The sequence below is a fragment of the Lapidilactobacillus achengensis genome (assembly GCF_003946655.1).
In the GTDB taxonomy this organism is placed as follows: domain Bacteria; phylum Bacillota; class Bacilli; order Lactobacillales; family Lactobacillaceae; genus Lapidilactobacillus; species Lapidilactobacillus achengensis.
This window is the reverse complement of the sequence record NZ_RHOV01000009.1, coordinates 43626-67912: the sequence shown is the minus strand read 5'-3', so window position 1 is coordinate 67912 and position 24287 is coordinate 43626. Positions and strand designations below refer to the sequence as shown.

24 protein-coding genes are annotated in these 24287 nt (G+C 48.7%); 14 read left to right on the top strand and 10 right to left on the bottom strand.

Annotated elements, in window-relative coordinates:
• Positions 1 to 17 precede the first annotated feature (17 nt).
• Positions 18 to 455 carry an RNHCP domain-containing protein gene (locus EKM94_RS06765; RefSeq protein ID WP_125599428.1) on the top strand — a complete coding sequence of 146 codons (438 nt, stop codon included), beginning with the start codon at positions 18 to 20 and terminating at the stop codon, positions 453 to 455.
• Here EKM94_RS06765 and EKM94_RS06760 read toward each other — a convergent pair.
• From EKM94_RS06760 to EKM94_RS06745, 4 genes are all read right to left on the bottom strand, one after another.
• Positions 452 to 682: a hypothetical protein gene (locus EKM94_RS06760; RefSeq protein WP_125599425.1), complete on the bottom strand. Its 231-nt coding sequence runs from the start codon at positions 680 to 682 to the stop codon at positions 452 to 454. The two genes, EKM94_RS06765 and EKM94_RS06760, sit on opposite strands and share 4 nt — an antisense overlap.
• A gap of 575 nt (positions 683 to 1257) precedes the next feature.
• A complete protein-coding gene (locus EKM94_RS06755) occupies positions 1258 to 1815 on the bottom strand; it encodes a ferritin-like domain-containing protein (RefSeq protein ID WP_125599422.1) in 558 nt (185 codons plus the stop codon).
• 409 nt (positions 1816 to 2224) lie between these two features.
• On the bottom strand, positions 2225 to 2461 hold the full coding sequence (locus EKM94_RS06750; protein WP_125599419.1) for a heavy-metal-associated domain-containing protein: 237 nt from the start codon (positions 2459 to 2461) through the stop codon (positions 2225 to 2227).
• Between the two features lie 472 nt (positions 2462 to 2933).
• Positions 2934 to 4850, bottom strand: a complete 1917-nt coding sequence (locus EKM94_RS06745; RefSeq protein ID WP_125599417.1) for a heavy metal translocating P-type ATPase — start codon at positions 4848 to 4850, stop codon at positions 2934 to 2936.
• Positions 4851 to 6013: 1163 nt separating this feature from the next.
• Between EKM94_RS06745 and EKM94_RS06740 the strand changes: the two genes are divergently transcribed.
• A complete protein-coding gene (locus EKM94_RS06740) occupies positions 6014 to 6328 on the top strand; it encodes a hypothetical protein (RefSeq protein ID WP_125599414.1) in 315 nt (104 codons plus the stop codon).
• Between the two features lie 312 nt (positions 6329 to 6640).
• On the opposite strand, the gene EKM94_RS06735 is transcribed toward EKM94_RS06740, so the two are convergent.
• Positions 6641 to 9604, bottom strand: coding sequence for a DEAD/DEAH box helicase (locus EKM94_RS06735; RefSeq protein WP_125599411.1), 2964 nt, complete (start codon positions 9602 to 9604; stop codon positions 6641 to 6643).
• A gap of 329 nt (positions 9605 to 9933) precedes the next feature.
• Between EKM94_RS06735 and EKM94_RS06730 the strand changes: the two genes are divergently transcribed.
• From EKM94_RS06730 to EKM94_RS06700, 7 genes are all read left to right on the top strand, one after another.
• Entirely contained in the window at positions 9934 to 10770 is an 837-nt protein-coding gene (locus EKM94_RS06730) for an ABC transporter permease (protein ID WP_125599408.1), read from the top strand.
• Positions 10771 to 10796: 26 nt separating this feature from the next.
• Positions 10797 to 11789, top strand: coding sequence for an ABC transporter ATP-binding protein (locus EKM94_RS06725; protein ID WP_125599405.1), 993 nt, complete (start codon positions 10797 to 10799; stop codon positions 11787 to 11789).
• Between the two features lie 297 nt (positions 11790 to 12086).
• Entirely contained in the window at positions 12087 to 13265 is a 1179-nt protein-coding gene (locus EKM94_RS06720; protein WP_225422179.1) for an extracellular solute-binding protein, read from the top strand.
• On the top strand, positions 13262 to 14401 hold the full coding sequence (locus EKM94_RS06715; protein WP_225422178.1) for an ABC transporter permease: 1140 nt from the start codon (positions 13262 to 13264) through the stop codon (positions 14399 to 14401). Before EKM94_RS06720 ends, EKM94_RS06715 begins: the two co-directional genes overlap by 4 nt.
• Before the next feature lie 42 nt (positions 14402 to 14443).
• Positions 14444 to 14890 carry a hypothetical protein gene (locus tag EKM94_RS06710; protein ID WP_125599402.1) on the top strand — a complete coding sequence of 149 codons (447 nt, stop codon included), beginning with the start codon at positions 14444 to 14446 and terminating at the stop codon, positions 14888 to 14890.
• On the top strand, positions 14891 to 15862 hold the full coding sequence (locus EKM94_RS06705) for a CehA/McbA family metallohydrolase (protein WP_125599399.1): 972 nt from the start codon (positions 14891 to 14893) through the stop codon (positions 15860 to 15862).
• A 340-nt stretch (positions 15863 to 16202) separates the two neighbouring features.
• Positions 16203 to 16424, top strand: a complete 222-nt coding sequence (locus tag EKM94_RS06700) for a P8 family protein (protein ID WP_125599397.1) — start codon at positions 16203 to 16205, stop codon at positions 16422 to 16424.
• An 826-nt stretch (positions 16425 to 17250) separates the two neighbouring features.
• On the opposite strand, the gene mazE is transcribed toward EKM94_RS06700, so the two are convergent.
• On the bottom strand, positions 17251 to 17475 hold the full coding sequence (gene mazE, locus EKM94_RS06695; RefSeq protein ID WP_125599394.1) for a type II toxin-antitoxin system PemI/MazE family antitoxin: 225 nt from the start codon (positions 17473 to 17475) through the stop codon (positions 17251 to 17253).
• Positions 17476 to 17658: 183 nt separating this feature from the next.
• Here mazE and EKM94_RS06690 point away from each other — a divergent pair, with 183 nt between their 5' ends.
• The 3 genes from EKM94_RS06690 to EKM94_RS12795 all read left to right on the top strand — a co-directional run bounded on the left by EKM94_RS06690 (position 17659) and on the right by EKM94_RS12795 (position 18865).
• Complete coding sequence (locus EKM94_RS06690) at positions 17659 to 17847, top strand: ParA family protein (RefSeq protein ID WP_225422177.1); 189 nt, start codon at positions 17659 to 17661, stop codon at positions 17845 to 17847.
• A 144-nt stretch (positions 17848 to 17991) separates the two neighbouring features.
• Positions 17992 to 18522, top strand: coding sequence for a helix-turn-helix domain-containing protein (locus EKM94_RS06685; RefSeq protein WP_125599391.1), 531 nt, complete (start codon positions 17992 to 17994; stop codon positions 18520 to 18522).
• A gap of 220 nt (positions 18523 to 18742) precedes the next feature.
• Positions 18743 to 18865 carry a hypothetical protein gene (locus EKM94_RS12795; protein WP_263853233.1) on the top strand — a complete coding sequence of 41 codons (123 nt, stop codon included), beginning with the start codon at positions 18743 to 18745 and terminating at the stop codon, positions 18863 to 18865.
• A gap of 49 nt (positions 18866 to 18914) precedes the next feature.
• On the opposite strand, the gene EKM94_RS06680 is transcribed toward EKM94_RS12795, so the two are convergent.
• Together EKM94_RS06680 and EKM94_RS06675 are read right to left on the bottom strand one after the other, a co-directional pair.
• Positions 18915 to 19787 carry a nucleotidyl transferase AbiEii/AbiGii toxin family protein gene (locus tag EKM94_RS06680; RefSeq protein WP_125599388.1) on the bottom strand — a complete coding sequence of 291 codons (873 nt, stop codon included), beginning with the start codon at positions 19785 to 19787 and terminating at the stop codon, positions 18915 to 18917.
• The gene (locus tag EKM94_RS06675) at positions 19784 to 20392 is read right to left on the bottom strand and encodes a type IV toxin-antitoxin system AbiEi family antitoxin domain-containing protein (RefSeq protein WP_125599385.1); all 609 of its coding nucleotides are present in this window, start codon (positions 20390 to 20392) and stop codon (positions 19784 to 19786) included. Before EKM94_RS06675 ends, EKM94_RS06680 begins: the two co-directional genes overlap by 4 nt.
• Before the next feature lie 394 nt (positions 20393 to 20786).
• Here EKM94_RS06675 and EKM94_RS06670 point away from each other — a divergent pair, with 394 nt between their 5' ends.
• Together EKM94_RS06670 and EKM94_RS06665 are read left to right on the top strand one after the other, a co-directional pair.
• Positions 20787 to 21242 (top strand): arsenate reductase/protein-tyrosine-phosphatase family protein, encoded by a 456-nt coding sequence (locus tag EKM94_RS06670; protein ID WP_125599382.1) that lies wholly within the window; start codon positions 20787 to 20789, stop codon positions 21240 to 21242.
• A gap of 484 nt (positions 21243 to 21726) precedes the next feature.
• Positions 21727 to 22200 (top strand): VOC family protein, encoded by a 474-nt coding sequence (locus tag EKM94_RS06665; protein ID WP_164511140.1) that lies wholly within the window; start codon positions 21727 to 21729, stop codon positions 22198 to 22200.
• A 101-nt stretch (positions 22201 to 22301) separates the two neighbouring features.
• On the opposite strand, the gene EKM94_RS06660 is transcribed toward EKM94_RS06665, so the two are convergent.
• Both EKM94_RS06660 and EKM94_RS06655 read right to left on the bottom strand, forming a co-directional pair.
• Entirely contained in the window at positions 22302 to 23276 is a 975-nt protein-coding gene (locus EKM94_RS06660; RefSeq protein ID WP_125599380.1) for a LacI family DNA-binding transcriptional regulator, read from the bottom strand.
• Positions 23277 to 23506: 230 nt separating this feature from the next.
• On the bottom strand, positions 23507 to 24268 hold the full coding sequence (locus EKM94_RS06655; protein ID WP_125599376.1) for an endonuclease/exonuclease/phosphatase family protein: 762 nt from the start codon (positions 24266 to 24268) through the stop codon (positions 23507 to 23509).
• Positions 24269 to 24287: the final 19 nt, after the last annotated feature.

Below are 24287 nucleotides of genomic sequence, written 5' to 3'. Positions count from 1 at the left end.
TCAGGAGGAAAAGAACTTTGAATCGAGAAAATAAACGAAAAATGTACGCTAAAGGCTATTATCGCAACAATCCCTGCCATGATAGCTTCGCTTGTAAAGTCTGTGGCCGGCTCAACGTCGAACAAGGAGCCGGCAGCGACCACCGCAATCATTGTTACAACTGCTTGGCCAGCCTGCACGTGGATGACGAGCCCGGCGACCGCGCCGCCAACTGTGGTGGTATTATGGAACCGATCGGCGTTTGGGTCCGCAAAAGCGGTGAATGGGCGATTATCCATCGCTGTAAACGCTGCGGCAAACTAAGCTCCAATCGCTGCGCCGCCGATGATAATCCTATGAAACTCATGGCCGTCGCCTTGAAACCGTTGGGAAACCCACCATTCCCCGTTGAACGGATCGAAGAATTGACCGCCGCCATGGGTGGTCAGGGCGAACTCCCACAGCATCAGGGTTAAACGCAGGTCGCTGGGGCTATAATGTCCGCTGCTTGCGCTGCGAGAATCGGGGCGAGCTCGCTGTGGGCGTCACTTTGAGCTTCGCAAAACTCGCGAATCTCAAAGCTGATCCTTGGTCTAAGTGGCATAGCCACCAAGACCAATTTCACGGCGATCTCACCCCAATTCTCTCCGCTCCAGCCGCTCAACGTTATCATAGTCGGTTGAGCACTCACACCGACTGACAAGACATGGCTAATTTATGTAGATCCACGCAGTTGACGTGCGTGGTTAGTGGTCACCAGCTTCAAATTGGTGACACCGGTACTGTCTGTCTGATGAACAGACCTAGTACTTGACGAATCAAGCCGGGGAGTTCCTGTGCATTGGTCTAGCAATTATTTGGGAGCCGGACTTTGTTTCCAGAGCCATCGCGTAGCTAAGCACAGCAGTCTGTCGGGCGTAGCCCATTTAAATAGAAAGGCAAACCTCCTTCTTAGGTCGACCAGCAAATAATCAACGCCGGGCGGTCCTGAGAGGGAGTTTTTTGTGTTTTCCCCGGAATTTTCGGCGCGATTGAATAACTGCCCTGCGACAATTTCCAAAGCCAAGGCCAACAAAAAAACAGTTGATCAACGGGATCAACTGTTTTTCAGGAGGAAATCATTCTTGGGGGAAATGATTTGAAAATTGAGGAAGTTCTGTCCTGATTGTTGGAAAATCTTCGGCGCCAACCACCATTTAAGGGGGAGGAAAGTGGTGATGACGCTCATTTTCTCAACAATCAGTCTGCGCCGAAAACTAATGAAAACCGTGGTTTAGCCTAGTCATCATCCTCATCGTCGTCTTCTTCGACCAAGCCTTCCCAAGCTGTTTTGCCCAGGAGCGCTTGTAACTGCCGCGTCCGCCGATTATTAGCTCCGCGCAAGCTAGTCATGAAAGCGGCCAACGCCGGGCGGTTCTCCCGCTGCGCCAAAATAATTGCTCGGTCAATGAACAGATTGGCTGTGGTGTAGTCCTGCGCCGTTTCCGCGACCAATTCCGCCGCGCTCACATATTTCAGCCGGGCGTCTTCGCTCATTTTGGTGTACTGGGTGTATTCCGCCACGGTTGCTGGCGGCAATTGATTCTCATCCAAGAGCAGCTCGCCTAACTCGTCCAATTGCTGGCGATTCTCGGCAATCAGTTCCCGGTAAAAACCTTGAAGTTGCAAGGCTTGTGGTCCTTTAACGAACCAGAGTGCTTGATGCAACTTCACGTCGAAATACCACATATTGGCGACGATGTGTCCGATCATCGCTCCGGCCGTGGGCTTGTGGTGGTCGATGTCGGCCTGTTTCAACTCTGCTTGGTACTTTGCTTCGATTTCTGGATTTGTCATGATGTTTACCTCCGTGATTTTTGGTTGATCTTGTTAACTATTGAAAAAAGGGTTTGGTCATTTGATGAGGAACCACGCAATTGACAGCCGTGGTTAGTGGTTACAAGCTTTAAATTGGCGACACCGGTACAGTTTGTCTGATGAACGAACCTAGTTCTCGGTGAATCAACCGAACCGGTCGGTCGCCACTCAAGGATTGTTTAGGGGACAGGTAAGGATGTTCAATCAATGCAAACTGTACGAACCAACTAATCCGAATCCGTTGGCATTGCCGTACCACCCCAAACGAGGGCAATTGTTTGACCTCAATCTTGCGAAAGCACTTCGTTAAATCCTTCGTGTCAATTGCAGATAAGCTCAATTCTGCCTAGCAACCCCCACTAGAACCTGCAATCAAGCAACTCTCAGCCTAAAGATCTTTAACTTTGACCTGCTCAACCTCATAGCCCAACTTCGTAACGGTATTTTTCAGATCATCAGCGCTGACCTGCGTGTTGTCGATCTCCGCCTTGACTTTGCCGGCATTGAACAACACTTTGACTGAGTCGACGCCTGGCAACGCCTTGACGCCACCTTCGATTTTAGTTAAACATGAGGGGCAAGTTAGTGCATCTAATTGTAAGGTAACCTTTTGATTGACTGCCATTTTTAAAACATCCTTTCTTTAACTGATGACCCTAGTATAGGCGCTGGCGGCGAATAAAAAATTGACCGCCGTCAAGTTGCGAGAACTTTCGGAAATAAACATAAAAAGATAATGCGTGCGTTACCGAAATGCCGGATAATGCCGATAATTTTATCCCCCTGACGCCAATCTGACACCCTTTTGCTTCGAAATCACGTGCAGGCGCTACAATAAAAAGCCCATCCCACCCAACTGACTTCTGTGCTTAGCTACGTTATCGTCTCAGAAGCAAAATGCAGCTTCCGAAGCCATCGATAGGCTAATGCTTCAAGCCAACCCGTTGCGCTCCGCACTCTCATCAAAAAAATCACTCTCAAAATTCGAGAGTGACAACTAATTCTAGACGCTTTTGAACCGATTCTTTAGTGTAGCTGGCTGGTCACGAGAACCTTTTTCCAGTCTGCTGACCCTGCATTTTCCTAACGCTAATCACTCACTCTTCGACCAACTTGCCACTTTGCGTTGTGGTAGGTTGGTTGGGATGGCGCTTGCCGCCGAAGTTCAACAGGCGCATGGCGTTGAAGATGACGACCAGGATGCTGGCTTCGTGAACGAACATGCCGCTGGCCATGTAGATGAAGCCGGCGATCAGCCCTAACAGCAGGAACGCGACCACCGCAATGGCGATAAAGACGTTCTCTTTGGTGTTCAGGACGGTTTTCTTCGCCAACCGGAACGCGTGGACCAGCGCTTCAAAACTGGAATTCATCAACACCACGTCGGACGTTTCGATGGCGACATCGGTGCCGCTGCCCATGGCGATGCCAATATCCGCCGTGGCCAGCGAAGGACTGTCGTTGATGCCATCGCCGACAAAGGCCACTTTACGCCCTTGCGCCTGAAATTGCTTGACAAATTTGACCTTCTCGTCCGGCAAAAGTTCAGCGTGGACCTCATCGATTCCCAACTGCCGCGCTACATAATCCGCCGTGACCTGATTGTCGCCGGTCAACATGACCAAATGCTTGGCGCCCGCCGCTTTCAAGGCCGCTAATTGCGCCGCGACTTCTGGCCGGATAATATCGGAAACGCCGATCAAGCCAGCGACGACCCCATCGATCGCCACGATCATCGTCGAGCTACCGGTTTGTTGCAAAGCAGTCAGATCCGCTTGCGCCGCCGCCGATAAAATCACCTGGTTCGCCGCCATCAACTTGCCATTGCCGACCAAAACTTTTTTGCCAGCAACGATGGCGCTGATGCCTTGACCCTTGATCGTTTGGTTGGCGCTGATCGCTAAGCTGGCCAAGTCCACCTGGTCCGCTTGGGCTTCCGCTACCACGGCCCGACCTAAAGGATGATCGGATAAAGTTTCCACCTTCGCCGCTAAGCCCAGCAAAGTCGCCTTGTCCACATCATAAGTTTTCACCGCGGAAACGGCGGTTTTCCCCGTCGTCAGCGTGCCGGTCTTGTCGAAAACGAAGGTATCCACGTGGGCGAAAGTATCCATCGCCTCGCCGCCCTTGATCAAGATCCCTCGCTTGGCGCCATTGCCGATCCCAGCCACATTGGACACCGGCGCGCCGATCACCAAAGCACCAGGGCAACCCAGCACCAACACCGTGATCGCCAGCCGGAAATCCCGTGAGATCAGCCCAACAACGAAGGCGATCACCAAAACAGCCGGTGTGTAGTATTTCGAAAAACGATCAATAAATTTCTCCGCGTGGGATTTCGTGTCCTGCGCGTCCTCAACCAACTCGATGATTTTCGCGAAAGTCGTGTCATCGCCTACTTTGGTCGCCTTCACGTGTAAATAGCCATCGCTCAACATGGTCCCTGAGAAGACCTGGTCATTTTGCGACTTTTTGACCGCACGGGATTCACCGGTGACCGCCGCTTCATCCGCGTAACCTGTCCCGGCCACAACCACCCCATCAACGGGGATCGCCGCGCCTGTTTTGACCAAAACCTCGTCGTCCACATCCACATCATCCACATCGACTTCGGCCACATCGCCGTTAGCTTGCACCACCAGCGCCGTCGTGGGCGTCATTTCCGTCAACGACTTGATCGACGCCCGCGTCTTGTCCAAAGTCCGCTGCTCCAAAATCTCCCCGAAGAGAAATAGGAACGTCACCACCGCGGCCTCATTATATTCACCGATCACAAAGGCCCCGATCACCGCCACGCTGACCAACAATTCAATACTGACCACCTTGACCCGCAGCGCCTGATAAGCGTGGATCATGATCGGCACCGCGCCGATCACCCCACCGATCGCCATCAACACATCCGCCAAAATCAGCCAATGCAACAAATACTGACTCACCAACGCCGCCGCGATCAACCCGCCCAGCGTCCACGTAATCTGTTTACTGTGCTTCTGCACAAACATCTGAAATTTCATAAAAAACACCCCATCACTGTTATTCCTTAACTTGATGAACCAAGTCTACCGCGAATCGCGGCGGGAATAATTGATGGGGATCAAGAAATGAGGGAAACTTCAATATTTCCGACAAAAAGATTGAATTGCTAGCGGAAGCAACGATAGCTTACTTCCTTAATTTATTTGACGTTGGGTTTGAGAAACGTAAGATTAGGATTGTTGCGGTGGATTCATTCAAGTTGAGAAAACACCGGCAGATTGCGACTGCATGGATGGATTACAGCTTTTTACTGTTTCTAGCTTCTGGAGAAAGCTTAAGTGTTTACATTTTTACACAAGTGTAAATGGTGGTTTCACTGCTTTAATTTCCAGAGAGTACTAAAACAAATCAAATGGGAATCCGAAGCTGATAAAAAGCGTGTTTCAAGACCAAGATAGGGTCAATTGGCCGGGATGAACTCTCAACCAAAAAACCAGGGGGCACTGGGATTTCCTAGCCGAATAGTTGCCTATTTATAAATCCATTAGTTGAATTCGATTCAATGAAATGTTAAAGTGGAATCGGATAAGGGTGTATCACTTCGGTGTACGCTCAGGAAAGTCGGATGTTTCCGGCTTTCCTTTTTTGCTTATAAATCATTTTCATTTCAAAAAATCAGTAGTGATTCTTCACTAGGACTTCCTAAATCATTATATGCTTGACCATTCTATAGATCATTTCCATCTTTATCGCTCATTTATCGCTCACTCCCGAGCGATAAATGAGCGATAAAACCGCGCTTTTCCTCCCTCTTACCCAGCCACTTCCCCGCCCTACCCCCGACTCACCTCACACCAGTTCTTGATAAATTTGTCCGGGGATGTCTTCGTTGACGGTGAAGTTGTTTGGATGGGATTGGCGCCAGTGATGGTGCCTGGTTGGACGGCGCCGAGGTAGTAAAGGGTGGATTTTCAGGTGTATGTCCTAGTTGCAGCAGGAAATAAACTAAAGTCAATTGTATTTTACGCGACAGACGGCAGAATTTGTAGACAAATAGATTTGGATCACAAACACATGGGCCAAATACCCCACGTGCACGAAGGTGATGTCACGAGTCACCACGTGAAATTTCAAATCAAATTGACACGGTCAGATCAGATGTATATCAACAAGGTGAAACGAATATGGAAGGAGTATCAAGATGAATAAAGCTGACGAACCCCGCGATTGGGTTGACGACCTGACCAAGGATTTATTCCTTGATCTTCTGGATGAGAATCAAGTGTTGTACTTTACCTACAAGAATCACGATTATCTCCTCGAAATGTACACAGATGGTATGTTGATTGCAGATCCCGATCCGTACTATGAAGCTGGTGGTTGGCCGAATCACAAAGAGTGCCAATACCCGCTGAGTTTCAAAGCCAAAACAGTGGCTGAGTTTCTGAGATTACCCTTCTTGGATGGCAAGACGATGTTTGAACAGTGGGACAACATCTACTTCTGGAATTACTAACCGGCGATTTAGTTAGTGTGTAAAGCAGGCATAAGGGCGTGTCACTTCGGTGTACGTTCAAGAAAGTCGGATGCTTCCGGCTTTCTTTTTTTGCCCAAAATTCATTCTTATTTCAAAAACTGGTTATCAGAAAGGCTGTTTTCGGCTTGAACTTTCTAAATTTTTATATTCTTGACCATTCTATAGATCATTTCCATCTTTATCGCTCATTTATCGCTCACTCCCCAAGCGATAAATGAGCGATAACCCACCGATAAAACCGCACTTATCTCCCGCTTACCCAGTCAATTCCCCGCCCTACCCCGACGCACCTCACACCAGCTCTTGATAAATTTGTCCAGGGATGTCTTCATTGACAGTAAAGTTAGTTTGGATGGGGTTGGCACCGGTGATGGTACCGGGTTGGACGGCACCGAGGTAGTAATAGTTGGTGCTGCGTTTATTTTTGCGAATGAAGAGGAGGATGGCGTCGCGGCTAGCCAGTTCTTGGGCGTATTTATTGCCGCGGTTGTGGGGGCCTTCCCAGTGGAGCTCGTGGCGGTTGATCAGGAAGTCTTGGTACATGGTCAATGGTGAGTAGTCTTGTTCGCTCTTCTCCAGGGTGACGAAGAGGACTTCGCTGTTGCGGGCCTTGACGTTGAGCACGCCGGATGTGTTGACAAAAGTTCGCTCCATCCCGGGCAAATGCGCCATAATTTGGGCGTTGGTATAGGTGCCATATTTGACGAAGCCGTGCTCATCGACGCTGTCTTCCAAATAATCATGTTGCTGTTTATAGGTAATTAATTCCTGAAGTTCAGCCTGTAAAGCGGCATTCGGTTGTGCCAGAAATTGACGGACTTCCACGAATTTGTCGGTCCCTTTTTTAATTCCTGAGAAAAAAGTGGCATATAAATAGCGATAATCTTGATCCGATAGGCGCGCGGGGTCTGGCTTCAACAACAATTTAAACACATGCTTATTGTTATTGGGCGCGAGGTTCTTGAAGGCGTAGGCATAGTTGGCACTTTGCGCTTGGGGCCCTTGCCGCAGATCAGTTAAGGTGGTGTTCTTGTCCAACAACTCGGTATAAATCTCGGTTGGTGTGACGTCGAGTTTGGCCACCAGATTGGCTAATGTTGGCGCTAGTTCGTAAGAATCCTGAAATTCGCGGACCTCATTTTGGAACCATTTCTTGCCTGTAGCTTGTTGGCGCAAATTTTGGAGGACGGTTTCCTTGGCCACCCGCTCCAATTGCACAACCGATCCGGCAGGAACATAGGGAAAGTCGTTTTCCACCGCTGCCCGCACGGTGCCTTTGCGAATCAGTGCTTTGAACTTGGTCTGGAAATTATACTTTTTATTTTGGCCACCGATAAAGTCGAGGACGGTTAAGAAATCTTTGCCTTCCGCTCGGCGCAAGCCCCGACCTAATTGTTGCAGGAAAATTGTCTTCGACTGGGTTGGCCGCAGGAACAGCACGGTGTTGACCTCAGGGAAATCGACGCCTTCGTTATACATATTCACAGTGAAAACAAAGTTGACCTGCCCACTTTGTAGTGCGCGGCGTACTTCAGCCCGGCGCTCAGATTCGGCGCTGATCAAATAGGTCGCCGGGATGCCGCGCTCTGTAAATTTGGCGGCCATATATTTAGCGTGGTCTTGATCGACACAGAAACCGATCGCTTTAATCTGGTTTGTGGCCAGGCCATAGCGTTCCAGGGCCGCGAAAATCGTGTTTAAGCGATTTTCGTTGGACAGAGCTTGCGAAAGTGCCGGCAAATCATAATCGCCAGCATGAAATTCAATTTGGGCTAAATCGACGCTATCAGAAATTCCGAAATACTGAAACGGCGCCAAATACTCTTGCTCAATCGCGTCAAACAGATTGAGTTCGGCGGAGATTTGTTGGTCGAAATGGCCCAAAATATCGAAGCCATCCATCCGATCTGGTGTCGCAGTCAGACCCAGCAGAATTTGTGGTTGGAGCTGATCCAAGGTTTGCCAATAAGTAGGGGCGCCGGTGTGATGGGCCTCGTCAATAATAATGTAATGATAATAATCCGCCGGAAAATCAGCCACGAGTTTGCGAAAGGTCTGAATCGTCGCGAATACATGGGTCAAACTGGCCGGCTTATTGATGCCATCCAGCAAGCTACCAAAGTTTTGATCCTGCAACACTTGGCGGAAAGTCGCCAAAGCTTGCTGCGTAATTTCAACGGTATGGGCAATAAACAGCAGTTTAGCCTGCGGGTTATCCCGAAAAAACCGCTTGAAGTCCAGCGCCGCGACAATCGTTTTGCCCGTGCCGGTGGCCATTACCACCAGATTGCGGTTCACCCCATTTTTGCGCTTATTCGACAATTCATCGAGAATTTTCTGCTGATAAGGATAGGGCTTAATGTCGAAATAAGCCAGGGGCAAAGCCGTTCCGGGCGTTAGCTGAGCCGTCCCCAATTCCTGATCCAAGCGGGGGAAATCTTGTTGTGGATCATAACGCTCAAAATCCGACGAATTCCAAAACAAGTCAAACTCACTAATGAGTTGCTTGTACAATTCAGGCAAGCGCGCGTTGGTGACTTTAACATTCCATTCTCGGCCGGAAGTCAGCGCCGCATTGGAGATATTAGACGAGCCAATATAAGCCGTGGAAAAGCCGGTCGCCCGTTGGAAAATATAAGTTTTAGCATGTAAACGAATCGCCTTCGTATCGTAGGAAACCTTCACCTGCGTATTGGGCAGTTGCGCCAGGCGCTGAATGGCCTTGGCGTCGGAGGCCCCCATGTAAGTGGTCGTCAAAATCCGGAGTTGTCCCCCGTTTTCCGTAAAGGTCTTCAAGCTTTCATAAATGGTGTTAATTCCGCCAACTTTGATAAACGACACGATCAAATCAATCTCATTACTGGAGCGGATTTCTTTATTAAATTCGCTGGCCAAACTAGGAAAATTCTTCGAGCTCCGACCAGTAAACAGCGTCGGTTCCACTAATTTTGTTTCTGGCACAATTTGCGCCGCAGTCTTTTGCGCGCGAATTTCTGTGAGCAGCAATTCTTCATCCTTTGTAGTGGACAAGGATCCATCTGCCCGCAACAATTCAACCAACCGATTAAAATCGGGAATCTGCTCCGCCGTTTTCTCATCAAGAAAATGGGCCAAAGCCAAGCGTTTCAATTGATCCGCCAAATAAAACGGCAATTCACTGTCGTCTACCTTGGCCCGAGTGACGTCATCCGTTAACGTCTGCAAAATTGTCGCTAAGCGCTGATCAATCAAACGCTCATAAAGCCCTTTTTCCATCTTGCCAACCACCTAAACTTCTTGATCTTAATAGAACCATTATATCATTCTACTCCTTGATAAATGACAACTTCTGCGCGATTAGTCCTTCACACTGCCCTCTTACGCAGGAGGGGCTTTTCTTCCCCAAATTCTCGGGAAAAACAGTCGCTCTCGCGGCAGCGATTTACAGCAAATTTACCTAATGTTTACAATTACTTTACGTTGATTGCTTAATATTATAACCAGTTTTCAGAAAGGAGGGCACGGCTGGCGCGCCAGTCGTTTGAGTTTAGCCACTGGGTGGTTATAATGTGACCAAATTCAGTTTTTGTATTGGGGAGGAACCTATGAAGCACCTAAGTCCCAGGCGGATTTTTTATACTTTCGGAAAGAAATACGTGATTGATTCGCTGATTTTCATTGTTTTCTTTCTATTCTTTTTCGGGCCGTTGTTGAACACGGCCATGCTGATCTTCGCCGAGCGTTATCAGGCGCCGCATTTGTTGCCGACGCGCTTTGGTTTGCAGTGGTGGTGCTACATTCTGGGGCAGCCGGAATTATTGCAAGTGATGTTGAACTCGTTGTTGATCGCCTTGATCGCCACCTCGATTTCCTTGGTGATCTGCCTGCCCGCGGCTTATGCGGTGGCGCGTTTACAATTTAAGGGGAAAAGTTTCTTTCTGTTTTCATTTTTGTTGACCAACGCTTTCCCTAAAATCGGGCTGTACACGGCGATCGGCATTTTGTTTTATCGGTTTCATTTGATGGGAACGTTGACGGGCGTGGTGATCATCCACGTTTTGAACATGTTGCTTTTCATGATCTGGATTCCTTCGGGCGCTTTTCAGAAAATCCGGATCCAACAAGAAGAAGCGGCGCGGGATGTGGGCGCGGGGCCGTTACGGACGTTCCTGTCGATCACCATGCCGATCGCGCTACCGGGAATCGCGGTGGCGGCGATGTTCTCATTTCTGGGGTCGTTGGAAGAGGCGCAGGGCACGCTTTTGGTCGGCTTTCCCGAAGTCAAAACCATGGCGACCTCGATGTACGGCATGATTTTGGACTATCCACCGATGGCCGGCGCGGTATTCTCCGTGTTGTTGCTGATTCCCACGGTGATCATTTTGCTCGTTTGTCGCAAATTATTTGGAAAGGGGATCCTCTCTGGCGGCATCATGATGTAAACATCAGCCGCCAGTGAACCACGACTATGACAGAAATCAAAGTAAGAATCAATCACATTTCCAAGGTTTATGAAAACGGTGATGGCATCCGCGACATTGATTTGGAAATCAGAAATGGCGAGATCTTGACGCTGCTCGGTCCTTCCGGCTGTGGCAAAAGCACGATTCTCCGCTGTCTTGGCGGCTTTCAAGGCGTCGATTCCGGCCACATTCTGATCGATGGCCAGGACGTGACCGAGTTGCCGGCGAACAAACGGCCGACCAGTATGGTTTTCCAAAGTTACAATCTTTGGGACCACATGACTGTTTATGAAAACTTGGCGTTCGGCCTGAAACTGCGGAAAATGGCGAAAAGTAAGATCCGTGAAAAAATCACCGCCATGTTGCAACTTTTGCGGATGCCGGAAGTGGTCAAGAAATATCCCAGCCAACTTTCTGGAGGTCAACAACAGCGGATCGCCATTGGTCGGTCGCTCTTGCTGGAGCCTTCCGTGTTGCTGCTGGACGAACCCTATTCCGCTTTGGACGCGAAAATTCGCCAACAAATGCGGGAGGAATTGAAACGGATCCAACGGGAAACCGGCGTGACCGTGGCGTTTGTCACTCACGATCAAGAAGAGGCGATGGCTTTGTCCGACCGCATCGTGGTCATGGACAAGGGCAGCATCGCCCAGATTGACACGCCGCAAAACATCTATGAAAATCCGATCAATCGTTACACAGCTTCTTTCATTGGGGAAATGAATTTTCTCGACCAAGGCTTGGATGTGCAGGCTTTTCGGCCCGAAGACGCGACGCTGTCGGCGGAGCACGGCGATTTCCTGGCGCGGATCGATCACGTCAGCAGCGCCGGTCATTACGGCATCATCACGCTGACCTATCAGGAACAACCGTTGAAAATTTTCGTCGATAAGGTGGCGCTGGCGCAATACCAGCCACACCAACAAGTCTACGTCACCGTGAACAAGGCCAAGACTTATGGCGCGCCAGCCTTAACCGCGGGGAAATCAGGCGCATGATCGCGGCGAACGCGACGCAGATTGACGATCAACTGATCTAACAACAAACTTGTTTGACAAGAATAGATTTTGATAACCAGTTCGTTTGACAACAATAGATTTGGGCGACCAGTTTTTTGACAAGAACGGATTTTGCCAGCCAACTCGTTTGACAATAGTAGTTGTTGCCAACCAACTCGTTTGACTACACCAAGTTTTACCAGCCAATCATTTTAGCAAACAATCATTTTAGCAAACAATCGCTTTTAACAACTAAACAGACGGAACATTTTAGCAAACATCAGGGGGAGAATTATTTTGAAAAAGAAATGGTATCAATGGTTAGCCGCAGGCGCGGCCGCGCTTTGCTTGACGGGGGCGTTGGCGGGATGCGCCAATAAGGCCTCCGCGGAGAAAACGAAGAAGGCGGCGGGTCCGTCCACGGTAACGTTGTGGGCCGGCGGTTCTGACAATGTTCGGGAAAGTATGGAAGCGATCGTGACAGCTTTCAACAAGAGTGAAAACGGCAAGAAATATAAAATGAAATTGGAATTCATCATGTCCGGCGGTGGCGCGCAAAGCCTATCCAGCCGCCTGTTGGCCGCGAAGAAAACCAATCAGAAAAACACCAAGTATGATCTGATTTTAATGTCTGACGGTAGCTTTTCATCCTATGTCAAAGAAGGCGGCAAGGACTTTTTCACGGCTTACAAGGAAAGCAATGTGCCTAACGCCAAGAACGTCAAAACCAAGGTTTCTGACGGTAAGGGCGTGATCATGCCATACCGGGGCACAACCGTGGTGCTGGCTTACGATTCAAAGCGGGTACCCAAGCCACCGAAAACCACCCAAGAACTTTACACTTGGATCAAGTCGCACCCTGGACGTTTCGCTTACAACACTCCAGGTTCTGGCGGTTCTGGTAGCTCCTTCGTGCAATCTTCGCTGTACAACTTTTTACCGGAAAAGGCTTTGTCTGATTCAGATCCAAAATGGCAGAAAGAATGGAACAAGGGCTTCGATCTGTTGAAAGAATTGCATCCTTACTTGTACAAATCTGGCGGCAAAGTGGTTTATCCTAACAAGAACCAAGGGACTTTGGATCTGTTGGCCAATGGCGAAGTGGACATGATTCCCACTTGGGCCGACATGACCATCACTAATTTGGCGAACGGCGGCTTGCCTGAAACCGTGAAATTGACCCAGTTGGCGCCTGCTTTTACCGGCGACGTGGACTGCTTGGCGATTCCTAGCGTCGGCTCGAACCCAGAAGGCGCGCAGGCGGTGATGAACTTCATGATCAGCAAGGAAGGCCAACAAATCCTGCTGGATAAAATGGCGGCGATCCCAGTCGTTGACAGCAGCACCTTGCAGTCAGAAAACTCCAAACGCTTGGCCGGATTGGACATTGACCATTTCCGGATCATCAGTATCGGCGACTTAGGTAGCGAACTGACCGCGCAATGGGATCGGCAAATCGGGACGTTGGCCAAATGAACGACGGCCTGAATGACGACCTCAATGACCAACTCAATGGTAGTCTAGCGGACAATCTCAAGGCGGAGCTGGAAAAAAATCTCCGTCATGAGTGCGACAGCGTCAATTCCAACACCGCCGCGGCAGAGCCGGAAGTAACCAACGACCGCACATCTACGACAACAACAACGCTAACGCTTGACGCTACGACTGAACCCGCGATTGGTTCCACAACTAATGCTGTCAGCGCCACCGCTAATGCAGGTAGCCACGCTAGCCACACAGCCAGCCACGCCAGGCCAATTTCGGCGCGCCGGCGGTTGGTCAAACTTTGGGGCCAGCGTTGTCTGCCCTATCTACTAACGTTGCCCGCGTTTTTGCTGGTGATGGGCTTCATTGTTTACCCGATCGGCAACACGTTCCTGCGGAGCTTCCGCGACGGCAAGACTCAACGGTTCACTTGGGACAATTATCGTTATTTCTTCATCGATCCGCTGCAACGGGATAATTTCGCCTTCACTTTGCGGATCGTGGTGGCAACGGTGGCCTTGGCGATGGTGCTGGGTTACGGCTTGGCGCTATATCTCCATTTCAGCCCTAGTTGGGTCAGTCGCTGGCTACGTTCCTTGACCGTGGTGCCGCGTTTCGTGCCAGGATTGGTGGCGACCTATTCGCTGATCATGGTGATCCGCGACGCCGGGGTGCTCAATCGGCTCAGTCGGCTGTGGGGCGGCAATTTCAAGCCAGGGCTGATGTATCACGAATCGGGGATCATTCTGATGAATCTATGGTACAACATCCCTTTCGTTACCTTGATCATGTTGGCCAGTTTAAGCGCTTTGAAGCCGGCCAGCATCGAGGCGGCGACAGATATTGGCGCTGGTAAGCTGCTGATTTTGGCCAAAGTGGTCCTGCCCAACACCTTCAAGGAAATCCTGATCGCGACCACGTTTATTTTCATGGGGAATGTGGGTTCGTTCACCACCCCATTCTTGATTGGTGGCAATCATCCCAAAATGTTAGGCATCGCCTTGTTCGACCAATTCAACAATTATGTTAATTACGAACGGACCGCCGCTTTGTCGGTGATCATGTTCCTGATCTGCTCATTATCCGCATCTTTTTATATCGTGAATAATCTGCGGCAACGGCAGTAACACCCGCCAGCCGCGTGAGGACAGCTGAAAAGAGGGAAAAAGATGACTTTGATTCTAACGCAACAATGGCGGTTAAGTCCGCAAGACGAACGCCGTCAGCTCAAAGTTCCTTTTCATTTAACTCGATCTTATCAGGAATTGCGCCTTGCCTTCAGCTACACCCCCAGCCAAGTGGTCCCCGCCGAAGCCTTACCGGTGATCATGGCGGCCCTGCCAACGGCGTTCACCGCCACGGAACGGGCAAAGCTCCAAGCGGCGGATTTCCTGCCCTTGGACAACCTGATCACCGTCTCGCTAGCTTGCGGGGCCGATTATCTGGGCTGTTACCATAACAAAAGCGCCACGCAGCAACTGTGGGTAACCGGCGACCAGGCTTCTTGGGGGCTACTTCCCCACGAGATCGCGGCGGGCCCTTGGGAAGTTCAGTTAAGCACCCATTGCCTGCGCTCCCACTTGGTTGAAGTCAACTTGCGGATCGAGGCGATTTAGATGAGTGACTACTATTTGACCGAATTGCACGCCCACACGAAACACAGCGATGGCCACTTCACCACCGCCGAATTACTCGCTAAGGCCCAAGCGTTCGGTTACGAGATCCTGGCGATCACCGACCACAACACCAGCGCCGCGTTACGCGACTGTCAAAAATTGGCAGCAACAACAAAGCTGGTGATTTTGCCCGGCATGGAATGGACCACTTTTTACGGGCATTTATTGGTTTGGGGCGCCCGGGAATTCGTCGATTGGCGTCCGGTGACCCCGGCCACGATCGATGCCGCATTACGTCAACTCAAGGCGGTCGGCGGGATCACCGCTTGCGCGCATCCTTATGCCGTGGGTAGCCCGCTTTGTACCGGTTGTCGTTGGGATTTCCCCGTCCATGATCAACAATTATTGGATTTCGTTGAAGTTTGGAACGGCGCCGCGCCGGACCAAAGTCGCCGCAGTCAGCAAGCCTACCAACTGTGGCTGACCCGTTTGGCGGCGGGCCAGCGAGTCGCCGCCAGCGCCGGTCGCGATTGGCACGACGATGAGCCCGCCACCAAAAACACGGCGTTGTTATACCTAGGCTGTCAGGAACGCACCACCAGCAACGCCCTGCGTAATTTGGCCCAAGGTAATTTCTACTTGAGCCTGGGCCCACGCTTGACCCTAGCCCTGACCCAAAATGGCCAAACCTACGAAATGGGCGCCACCTTGGCCACCGGTCCCGCCTTGGTCCAACTGACGTTTCAAGCGACCGCCCAAGCCAAAATGCGCCAATTCGGTTTTGCCGCGCAACGGGTCCGGATCTTCCAAAACGAGACCGTCAGCTGTGACATTCCCTGGCCCCCAGATACACCGCTGGAACTGCCTGTCCTCCTAAAAGTCGGCTACCTGCGCGTGGAACTCTGGGGAACCGCCCGCGGCCAAACCCAGCAACAACTGCTGGTGCTGGCCAACCCCTTCTACGTGCGCTGACAACCCGGCCGCAAATCCCCAGGCTGTGAAAACAGCTCCGAGTCGTTCGATTTAAACAGGCGGCTTCGGTTAGTCAGCTTTAGTCAGCTCCACACAGGCGACGGTTGACCGCGGTCTTGTCCACCGGCTCACGACCAGCGAGTTTTTCATGAAGTCTAAGCGAGATGAGAACCCGGCTGCCAACCTATCTAGTCAACTTTTTTCAAAGAGAATTTTGCGGCGTGGCCCTAGTGCCACGCCGTTTTTCTGGAAAGCGCCGCGAAAAACGCAAGGCGTTTTTCACGCCATTTTACGCCAGGCGCCCTATAATGAAAGTGAACAAAAATAGGAGGTATTCATGATGGCTGATTACAAACAAACTGAACCGGAAGTTTTAAATCTGCGGATGAATGAGGTATTCGATTGGAGCGAGGACAAAGATGTCATTCGCGACGCCATTTGGGACCATATCATGGAAGCAAATGATCGTGACACAATCAAGACTGAAGAGGCCATGAAGCCAATGCTGGACATGACCGACGACCAAATCAAAGACTACGTCGAGAAGAACTTGAAGAAATAGTCAGAGTGCGGAGAGGTGCGGTTAGACCGTGAGCATTAATTTATCTGATTGACTAAGCTGCGCAGCAGATTGGGCAATCAGATACTTTAAGGCGCAGCGGTCTGCACCTCGCAGCACGTTTCAAAACAGAGTGCGGAGCGCAACGGGTTGACTGCGAGCATTAACCTAGCTAGGATTTTGGAGGCTGGTCTGCGCCTCCGGAAGCCTAGCGTAGTTAAGCACAGCAGTCAGTTGCGCGCAGCACGTTTCAAAAAAAGAGTGCGGAGCGACCCGGTTAGCTTCTGAGCATTAGCAGCAGTTGGGCGCGATTCATGGTAAGCTCACTGTGGGTGCTCAACGTTAACTTAGTCGTTCAAGCACTCCCGCCAATCGATAAGCGATGTCCAATTGATGGGATCCAAGTAATTGACGATTGTGGTTGGTAGTTACACTTTTACAATTACTTGCGTGGCGCACGTTTAAAAAGACACCTTTCGTTTAAGTGAAAGGTGTCTTTTTTGTGTTGGTGCCGCTACTAGGGGTACCGTTACTGTTATTATTTGTGAATTGTTTCGAGGTTAGCGTTAAATCCCAACACCTCATCATTACTCATGATTTCAGGGACAATCGCTTTATATGCTGGACTGGCAAATGCGTTAATCATTGCCAGAATGGCATTAACAAAAATCATACCGTCTGCAACACTACCATTACCGCTTAGTAGACAAATCATAAAGCAAACAATACCGCTTAATACCAGCAGGACGGTATTTTTTAATCTTGCGGCCCTTTTGCGGGTTCAAATCAAGCCACACAATATCTTTTTGCTTGAGCTAATATTCGGTCATCATTCAACCTCATTAAAATCAGCGTCGGCCCATTCCTCAGCCATTGGTTCACCAGCTGCTGGTCTTGCGTATGGATCCTCAATTCGTGGCACCAGCGTAAAGGATGTCCCGTCCGCAGACGGAATCATTAACCAGCGTTGGTCCTTCTCAATTTTAAAGCCAGAATTTGACGGAAGACTAAGTGCCAGAGAATTACCACGAGATACAGTTTTGACTTCTAACATATAATCGACCTCCGTGTTGAACCTAGTACCACACATTATACAGGTTATCCGCGATGCAGTCACCATTGCTAAACAAGCAAACTCGTCCCGGTCCAATGACGGTTATACTTAGGCGATGGATGATTTACACATTTACACATCTGTAAATTTACACCATTTACACATAAAGTTTGGAGGAAAATTGTGACTGATAAAAAAATGCAGCTGAAACGGCCTCTTACCATTACGGTTGCCAATGCCAAGGGTGGCGTTGGTAAAACTACGATCACTCGTTTCTTACCTTTTGTTCTTGCCAAACGCGGTTATAAAGCACTGGTAGTCGCTGCTGACCCGCAAGGCAATCTCACCAAGACGATGGGAATAACCAAGTAGCGCTACGCTCCTGACGAAATATTTGTAATCAAGAAATCTATGATGGCAGTTGTCCCCACGCCCAAAGTACGAAATATTAGTTCGCATTGGCAAAAAGCATCCCATTGTACTAAAATAGATTTTAGTATGATGGGAGGTTTTTATATGAAAAATGTACTAGATATTTTTTTGAAACAAAATGGTCTGACTAGATATGATTTATCAAAAAAAGTTGGAATATCAGAGCAAACTTTATCAAAAGCATCAAAACGAGACCCAGAAACTTATTCAGGAAAAACTCTGATCGCTATCTCCAAAGGAACTAACCATTCTCCCGGAGAAGTATTAGACCAATTATTGACTATTAGAGATAGTGATTTGCTGTATACTGCGTCTAATTTAAAAGAAATCCGACAAAAAGTAAAAGAACAAGAAGATGAATTTATTATCCAAGGTGAATTCAACTCAATTCTTAAAGATATTAAAAAGAGTACACTTTCAGAGAACGAGCAGTTAGGTTTTAACTTGGGAACTGCTGGTCTGGGTACACCAGTTGTTTGGATAATTAACAGAATTTTTAATTCTATTGATAGTAATAAAGAAGAAGAAAATTTAAAAACTGATATTGCTATGTTATATCAGATCAAACTACTGAACTCAAATGAAGCAAAGTTAAGGTTAAAACAATCCAAATAAAAAATGTTAGTGGAAATGATCCAAAGTGAACCGAACAATTTAAGTGGGACAGCTCCCGGCTCCTCGATGCACAAAAAGCACTCCTCAGGGGGAATGCTTGGTAACTCGGATAAATTTAGTAATGATCCCGACATGAGAAAATAGCGATGGTCTCGCCTGCTAAAACAAGCAAACTCGTCAAAAAAGAAAAATAGCTAACAAATCAGAAAGGAACGTAAAAATGGCAGAAGAGAAAAGTAATTTAATCAAGAATGTTGAAGAAATCATTGATTATGAAAATGGCAAGAATAACGATATGTTGATCGTCAAAGGTCCATTGCAGCCATTACCTGAGTTTTCATAGTCAGCTGTCGTTCCCCCCTTAGTAGTGTGCCAGTTACAAAGATAGGTCATCATTTTTTCTGATTCGAGACCACTTTCTTATTTGCTATATCTAGCATATTGGCGTAGCTCGCTGCGGCTGATAAGGTGTCGTCAAAACTGATTTCTGATGCGTAGGGTCTTCTTCTCTGGTAATTTGTCCATGATTTTTGTAAGCCAACTGACGAACGAAGCAGTTCAACTTGTTTCGGAATATCGCTGATGGCCGTCGTCAGACCGATATTTTGTGACTTCCCCTGATATGCTTCTAAAAGATCCAACGCGTTGACCTTCCCAAAATCGGAATTTTTCAGAGCATAGAAGTCGAATAAATCTTTGGCGCGTGAATTGATTCTCCCAAATTTTACGAGTGCCGTTAGTTTATCCGCAATAATTTGTGTTGGTGGGAATGCCCATACCTGGAATGGTTTTGTATCATTCAATGAACCATGGTAATTAAGTTTTATTGGTTCGGGTATAATCAAATCACCCGTTGAAATATCAAGTTTGAACGAGTTTTTAACTTCGCCCATCTTTACGGCAATCGTTGCTCGTAAACCAGGATAGCGATTTTCATCCATTTCTGGCTTGAGGCTCCTGATGCTGAATTGAACATCTGAATTTTGACTGACCAGGCAAATATCAGTCAAAACCTTTATTACATTATCCGGATTCAAATCATGCCGATTCAAGGTCGTATCTAAATCTTCAGTCATCCTGTGAGTCACGCCTAATAAACTCTGTAATTCAAAGCCACTTTTCAAAATAAAATCATCTTTATAAGAAGAATTTGAAATATTATCAAGAAAACATTCAATGAAATAAAGCTTTTGAAAATATTGTTTTGGTAATCCCAAATCATTCGCTCTTTGGTTGATTTGATCTAGCCTTCGATTTTTACTCATTGTTTGATCAGCTCCAAAACTCGTAATAAGCTGCTTTCCGGATACAGCTTTTGTTGTAATTTTTCTAATGTGAGCATGCTATTGTAATTGAAGTATTCAGATTCCAAGTATCGTTGGCAAGCATCGTTTTGGATATAGGCTTCGATTTTTTTATCCTGCCAAACGTCCAATAGTGTGCGCTCAACACTGTATGCGCGCACTAAATTGCCATTGGGCGTACGCGCTGTCGTGATTCCGGCCGTGTAGTAGTCATTCGTTCGGTAATGTGGCAGAATATAGCGGCGCGCGAGGATCTCCGCATTGGGGTGGTAGCCTTTGGGAAAAGTTAAATCATAGATCCAGGGCATCTCATCGGTTAGATCATATAAAATCAATGCCGTGATTCCGGAGATAACCGCAGTTTGGTAAATCTGCGTTGTCAATGCCAGGTCATCTTCTAAGTAGTCCGCAAAAACGTAGGTATTGGTGGCGGTCTTTGTTAGCACACCGTCCCGAATTAGGCCGGCCAGACCATACCTGGTTAAGCCATATTTTGTCGCGGTTGCAAGTGTGAATGTTGTGTAGTCATTTTTTAAGGCGGCAACCTTTGCGAATTGATTTTTCATGATATACTAACTCCTTTTCCATAGTTAGTATATCATGAAAAAGGTTGCAATTAGCAGAATAAGCCGGTTATTTTTTCAATTAGGCTCCCTGCAAGCGTACATATGACAAGAGCCACCAAAAATAAGCCAAAAACGACTTCGCAAAATAGATTTCCACTCAGCTCCCAGACAGCAAATATCAGCGAATCCATAAACGCCTTGACGAGAATCGATCAACAGCCATTCGAAATATTATCACCTGTATTCGAAATTGTCAGATTTAGGGAACAGACGTTTTTTGCCGCCAGCGGCACCAGCTTGATTTTACCAGCTATTATCACTGGTAAAATCCACCAATTTCTGTAAAATCAAGGGTGTAAGTTCCCCCAAAATTTTCACTGGTGAGGTGGCCTGTTTGTCAAAATTGAATGTTGGTTTTATCTGTGTGCACAATGCTTGTCGGAGTCAAATGGCCGAAGCGCTGGGGCGGCACTTGGCCGGCGTGACGTTCAACAGTTTCTCCGCTGGAACCACGGTGGCGGCGCGGATCGACCCACAAGCGGCGCGCACCATGGCTGACTTGTATCAGCTGGATCTGTCCGCCCAATTCTCCAAACCTTTGGCGCAATTGCCGGCGCTGGACATCGTCATCACCATGGGCTGTGAAGTTGATTGCCCCATGGTCCCTTGCCGCTACCGCGAGGACTGGGGCCTAGCCGATCCCACCGGCCAATCCCCCGCGGTCTATCGCGCCTGCGCCGAAACCATCGCCGCCAAGATCCTCGATTTACAAAAACGGATCCAGCAAGACCAGCTTCCGTTGACGCCGCTGACCCCGCAGACGGATCCAGCTATTGATGCGCTTGATTGAAACGCGCTCTACACAACTGACTTCTGAGCTTAACTACGTCAGGCTTCCGGAAGCGAAACCCGCTTCCAAAATCCTGCCTAGGTTAATGCTCAAAGTCAACCCGTTGCGTTCCGCACTCTGGCGTTGGTGGGCTGTTTACTAGTTGGCGGAAGGTCGGGCTGGGGGTGAGTCAGCCGCGATATTATTCTTGGCGGCTTTGCCGCCTAGAATAAGGCTCAGCTTTGAGATTTTCGGTGCACTTCCGAAAAGCTCAAAGTGACGCCCGCAGCGTTCCACCACCCCCAGCCCGACCTGGAGCCCCACCACACCTACCATCCACCAACGGTTCACACTCTATCGAAACGTGTTCACCGACCTAGCTTCTTCTGCTTAGCTACGCAACGATTCCGGAGGCAAAGTTCAGCCTCCAAAATCGTTGCTAGGCTAATGCTCGGAAGCTGACCAGGTCGGTTCACACTCTGTTTTCAAATAAGGAGGCAACAAGATGTCCATTAGTCACAAAATCGTGCCTAGCCTGTGGTTCGCCCACAATGATTGCGAGGAGGCCGTGCGCTACTACGTTAGTGTGTTCCCCGATTCCCACATCGACAGCATCACCTATTACCCCGATGAAAATTTGGACGTTCATTTTCAGGGTATGACCAACAAAGTTTTGACCGCGGTTTTCAGCTTGAACGGCCAGGATTTCATCGCCTTGGATGGCGGCCCGGAATTCCAATTCAATGAAGCAATCTCCTTCACGATCGATTGCGCCGATCAGGCCGAGCTCGACTACTATTGGGGCAAACTTTCTCACGTGGCCGCCGCTGAACAATGTGGTTGGGCCAAGGATCGTTACGGGCTGTCGTGGCAGATCGTCCCCGCCAACATCGCCGCGCTAACGCAAACGCCCGCCCAGATCCAAGCGCTGATGCAGATGAAGAAGATCGACATCGCCACGCTGGCAGCCTTAGGGTAACAAAGTGTCCACGGCTTGAGGCCCTAGACTTGCCACGTTTAGATTCGTCAATAAAAGGAGTGATCAATCGAAAAAATTGATCACTCCTTTTTTGCTAACTTTTATTGAGCTTCACCTAGTGAGCCACGATGGATCACCCGGGTATTGATAAACTGATCCTGTTGCGGCGCTTCGCCGTTGATCATGGCCAGTAACGTTTCCGCCGCTCGCTCACCCCATTGATGTTTAGAATAGTCCACTGTGGTCAGGCCAGGCTGGAGATAGGTTCCCAGCAAGTCATTATCAAAGCCGACGATCTTAACGTTATTGCCAACCTTAACATGATGTGCCGTGAACCCTTCGTAGAGCCCAATGGCCAGCTCATCGTTCAACGCGAAGATGCCAACGTCCTTCATGCCCATGTTATAAATGATTTCCGCGGCTTTACGCCCGCCTGGAATCGTGAAATCACTGGGAATGACTAGAATTGATTGATCATCTTGCTTTTCAACTTGACGGATCGCCGTTTTCAGTCGCGTCTGCGAGTCGTATGAATTAGTTGGGCCGGTGACCACAACGTAGTGCTTGACCTGCGTGGCTGCCAAGGCCGCAATGGCTTTCTCCGCACCGTCATTATTATCCAGCATGACCCGGCAAACATTCTCATGGGAAATATCACGATCCATGATCACGATTTGGTTACCTGCGTCCGCATAATCGGTGACAAGCTCCGTTGGAAAAGCCACATCCAAAATAATCGCGCCATCGACGAATTTCTGGGGAATGAAAGCTCGTGAGCGACTCCCGCCAGACCCAACGATCAATTCATAATTGTTCTTCTTCAAAACACTGGCGACACCATCGATGACATGACTGTAGAAGTCACCACCGAACCCATTGACATAAAGACCAATCATGTTCGTTTTCTGCTTCTTTAACGTGCGCCCCGCTAAATTAGGCGTATAGTGCATTTCTTTAGCAATCGCTAGAATGCGATCTCGTGTTTCTTCGGTGACCTTAGGATTCCCATTCAGCGCATACGACACCGTTGAAATTGAAACACCAGCATGCTTTGCTATTTCTCTTATTCCGACCACTGGCAAAAACTCCCTACTTTAATTTCTTACTTGTTGACTATGCGCTGAATAACACAATATTACCATACTAGAGATAATATTAGCACAAAAGGGGCAGGTTCTTTGAATGCAACTGACTGCATTCTCAGAATCGCCCCCACAACTACTTACAAACCTTTTGGTATTCTCGCAAGTACCTCTCTGCTTATGCAGCCACTACTTCTTGGGGAGGTTACCCTAGCAAGACTACCTCAGTTGACTAACCGAGCTTCCAATGGAAAATGATCCGAAGCGTACTTATTATCAAACGAATCAGTCAACACACCGGTTGCCTTGATTTCATAGCCTTTTGTATAAATATAATCAATTTTCTCGAGTTGCGACCAAGGTAAGCTATACTGGAAATTCTGGAATGTACCCACGGGACCATAATGTGGAATGTCCGCTAATGCCTTGGCATTGGTGAAATTCTCCGCCAATAATCCGTGGACTCGTTCCTCTGGCTCAGCGTTAAAGTCACCTAAAATGATTGTCGGATAAGCTGCGATCTGCTGCGCTAATTGCTGTAAGACCACCTTCATCCCAGAATATCGAGCCACCTCTGATTCGTTATCCAAGTGGACATCGACCACCAGAGAGGCCTTAGCAGTCGCACGTTCCTGGACGATCGCCCAGACACAAACCCGGCGATAAGCCGCATCGGGATGAATACTTGGTTGCTCCGGCGTCTCCGATAACCAGAAGGCGCCGTGGTCGCTAATGTGATACTTGGCTTTTTTGATCAGCAGGGCCAAGCCTTCGCCGGTACCATCGCCATCGCGTTCTTGCGCCAGGACCGAATAAGCGTCTAGTTGCGTCAAATCGCGAACTTGATTAGGACGGACTTCTTGGATCGCCACCAGATCCCAGTCATGGAACGCTATCAAACTACAAACCTTATCTTGCCTAAATCGCCATTGCCAATCCTGATCATAGTCGGTATCGACCCGAACATTATATGTTGCTACTCGCATCACGCTACAATACCCTCTT

Coding starts and splice junctions, on each gene's coding strand:
- EKM94_RS06700 (WP_125599397.1), top strand. CDS start 16,203: ATGGCTGATTACAAACAAACTGAACCGGAAGTTTTAAATCTGCGGATG.
- EKM94_RS06715 (WP_225422178.1), top strand. CDS start 13,262: ATGAACGACGGCCTGAATGACGACCTCAATGACCAACTCAATGGTAGT.
- EKM94_RS06685 (WP_125599391.1), top strand. CDS start 17,992: ATGAAAAATGTACTAGATATTTTTTTGAAACAAAATGGTCTGACTAGA.
- EKM94_RS06730 (WP_125599408.1), top strand. CDS start 9,934: ATGAAGCACCTAAGTCCCAGGCGGATTTTTTATACTTTCGGAAAGAAA.
- EKM94_RS12795 (WP_263853233.1), top strand. CDS start 18,743: ATGGCAGAAGAGAAAAGTAATTTAATCAAGAATGTTGAAGAAATCATT.
- EKM94_RS06655 (WP_125599376.1), bottom strand. CDS start 24,268: ATGCGAGTAGCAACATATAATGTTCGGGTCGATACCGACTATGATCAG.
- EKM94_RS06740 (WP_125599414.1), top strand. CDS start 6,014: ATGAATAAAGCTGACGAACCCCGCGATTGGGTTGACGACCTGACCAAG.
- EKM94_RS06705 (WP_125599399.1), top strand. CDS start 14,891: ATGAGTGACTACTATTTGACCGAATTGCACGCCCACACGAAACACAGC.
- EKM94_RS06735 (WP_125599411.1), bottom strand. CDS start 9,604: ATGGAAAAAGGGCTTTATGAGCGTTTGATTGATCAGCGCTTAGCGACA.
- EKM94_RS06745 (WP_125599417.1), bottom strand. CDS start 4,850: ATGAAATTTCAGATGTTTGTGCAGAAGCACAGTAAACAGATTACGTGG.
- mazE (WP_125599394.1), bottom strand. CDS start 17,475: ATGTTAGAAGTCAAAACTGTATCTCGTGGTAATTCTCTGGCACTTAGT.
- EKM94_RS06725 (WP_125599405.1), top strand. CDS start 10,797: ATGACAGAAATCAAAGTAAGAATCAATCACATTTCCAAGGTTTATGAA.
- EKM94_RS06665 (WP_164511140.1), top strand. CDS start 21,727: ATGTCCATTAGTCACAAAATCGTGCCTAGCCTGTGGTTCGCCCACAAT.
- EKM94_RS06680 (WP_125599388.1), bottom strand. CDS start 19,787: ATGAGTAAAAATCGAAGGCTAGATCAAATCAACCAAAGAGCGAATGAT.
- EKM94_RS06675 (WP_125599385.1), bottom strand. CDS start 20,392: ATGAAAAATCAATTCGCAAAGGTTGCCGCCTTAAAAAATGACTACACA.
- EKM94_RS06755 (WP_125599422.1), bottom strand. CDS start 1,815: ATGACAAATCCAGAAATCGAAGCAAAGTACCAAGCAGAGTTGAAACAG.
- EKM94_RS06750 (WP_125599419.1), bottom strand. CDS start 2,461: ATGGCAGTCAATCAAAAGGTTACCTTACAATTAGATGCACTAACTTGC.
- EKM94_RS06710 (WP_125599402.1), top strand. CDS start 14,444: ATGACTTTGATTCTAACGCAACAATGGCGGTTAAGTCCGCAAGACGAA.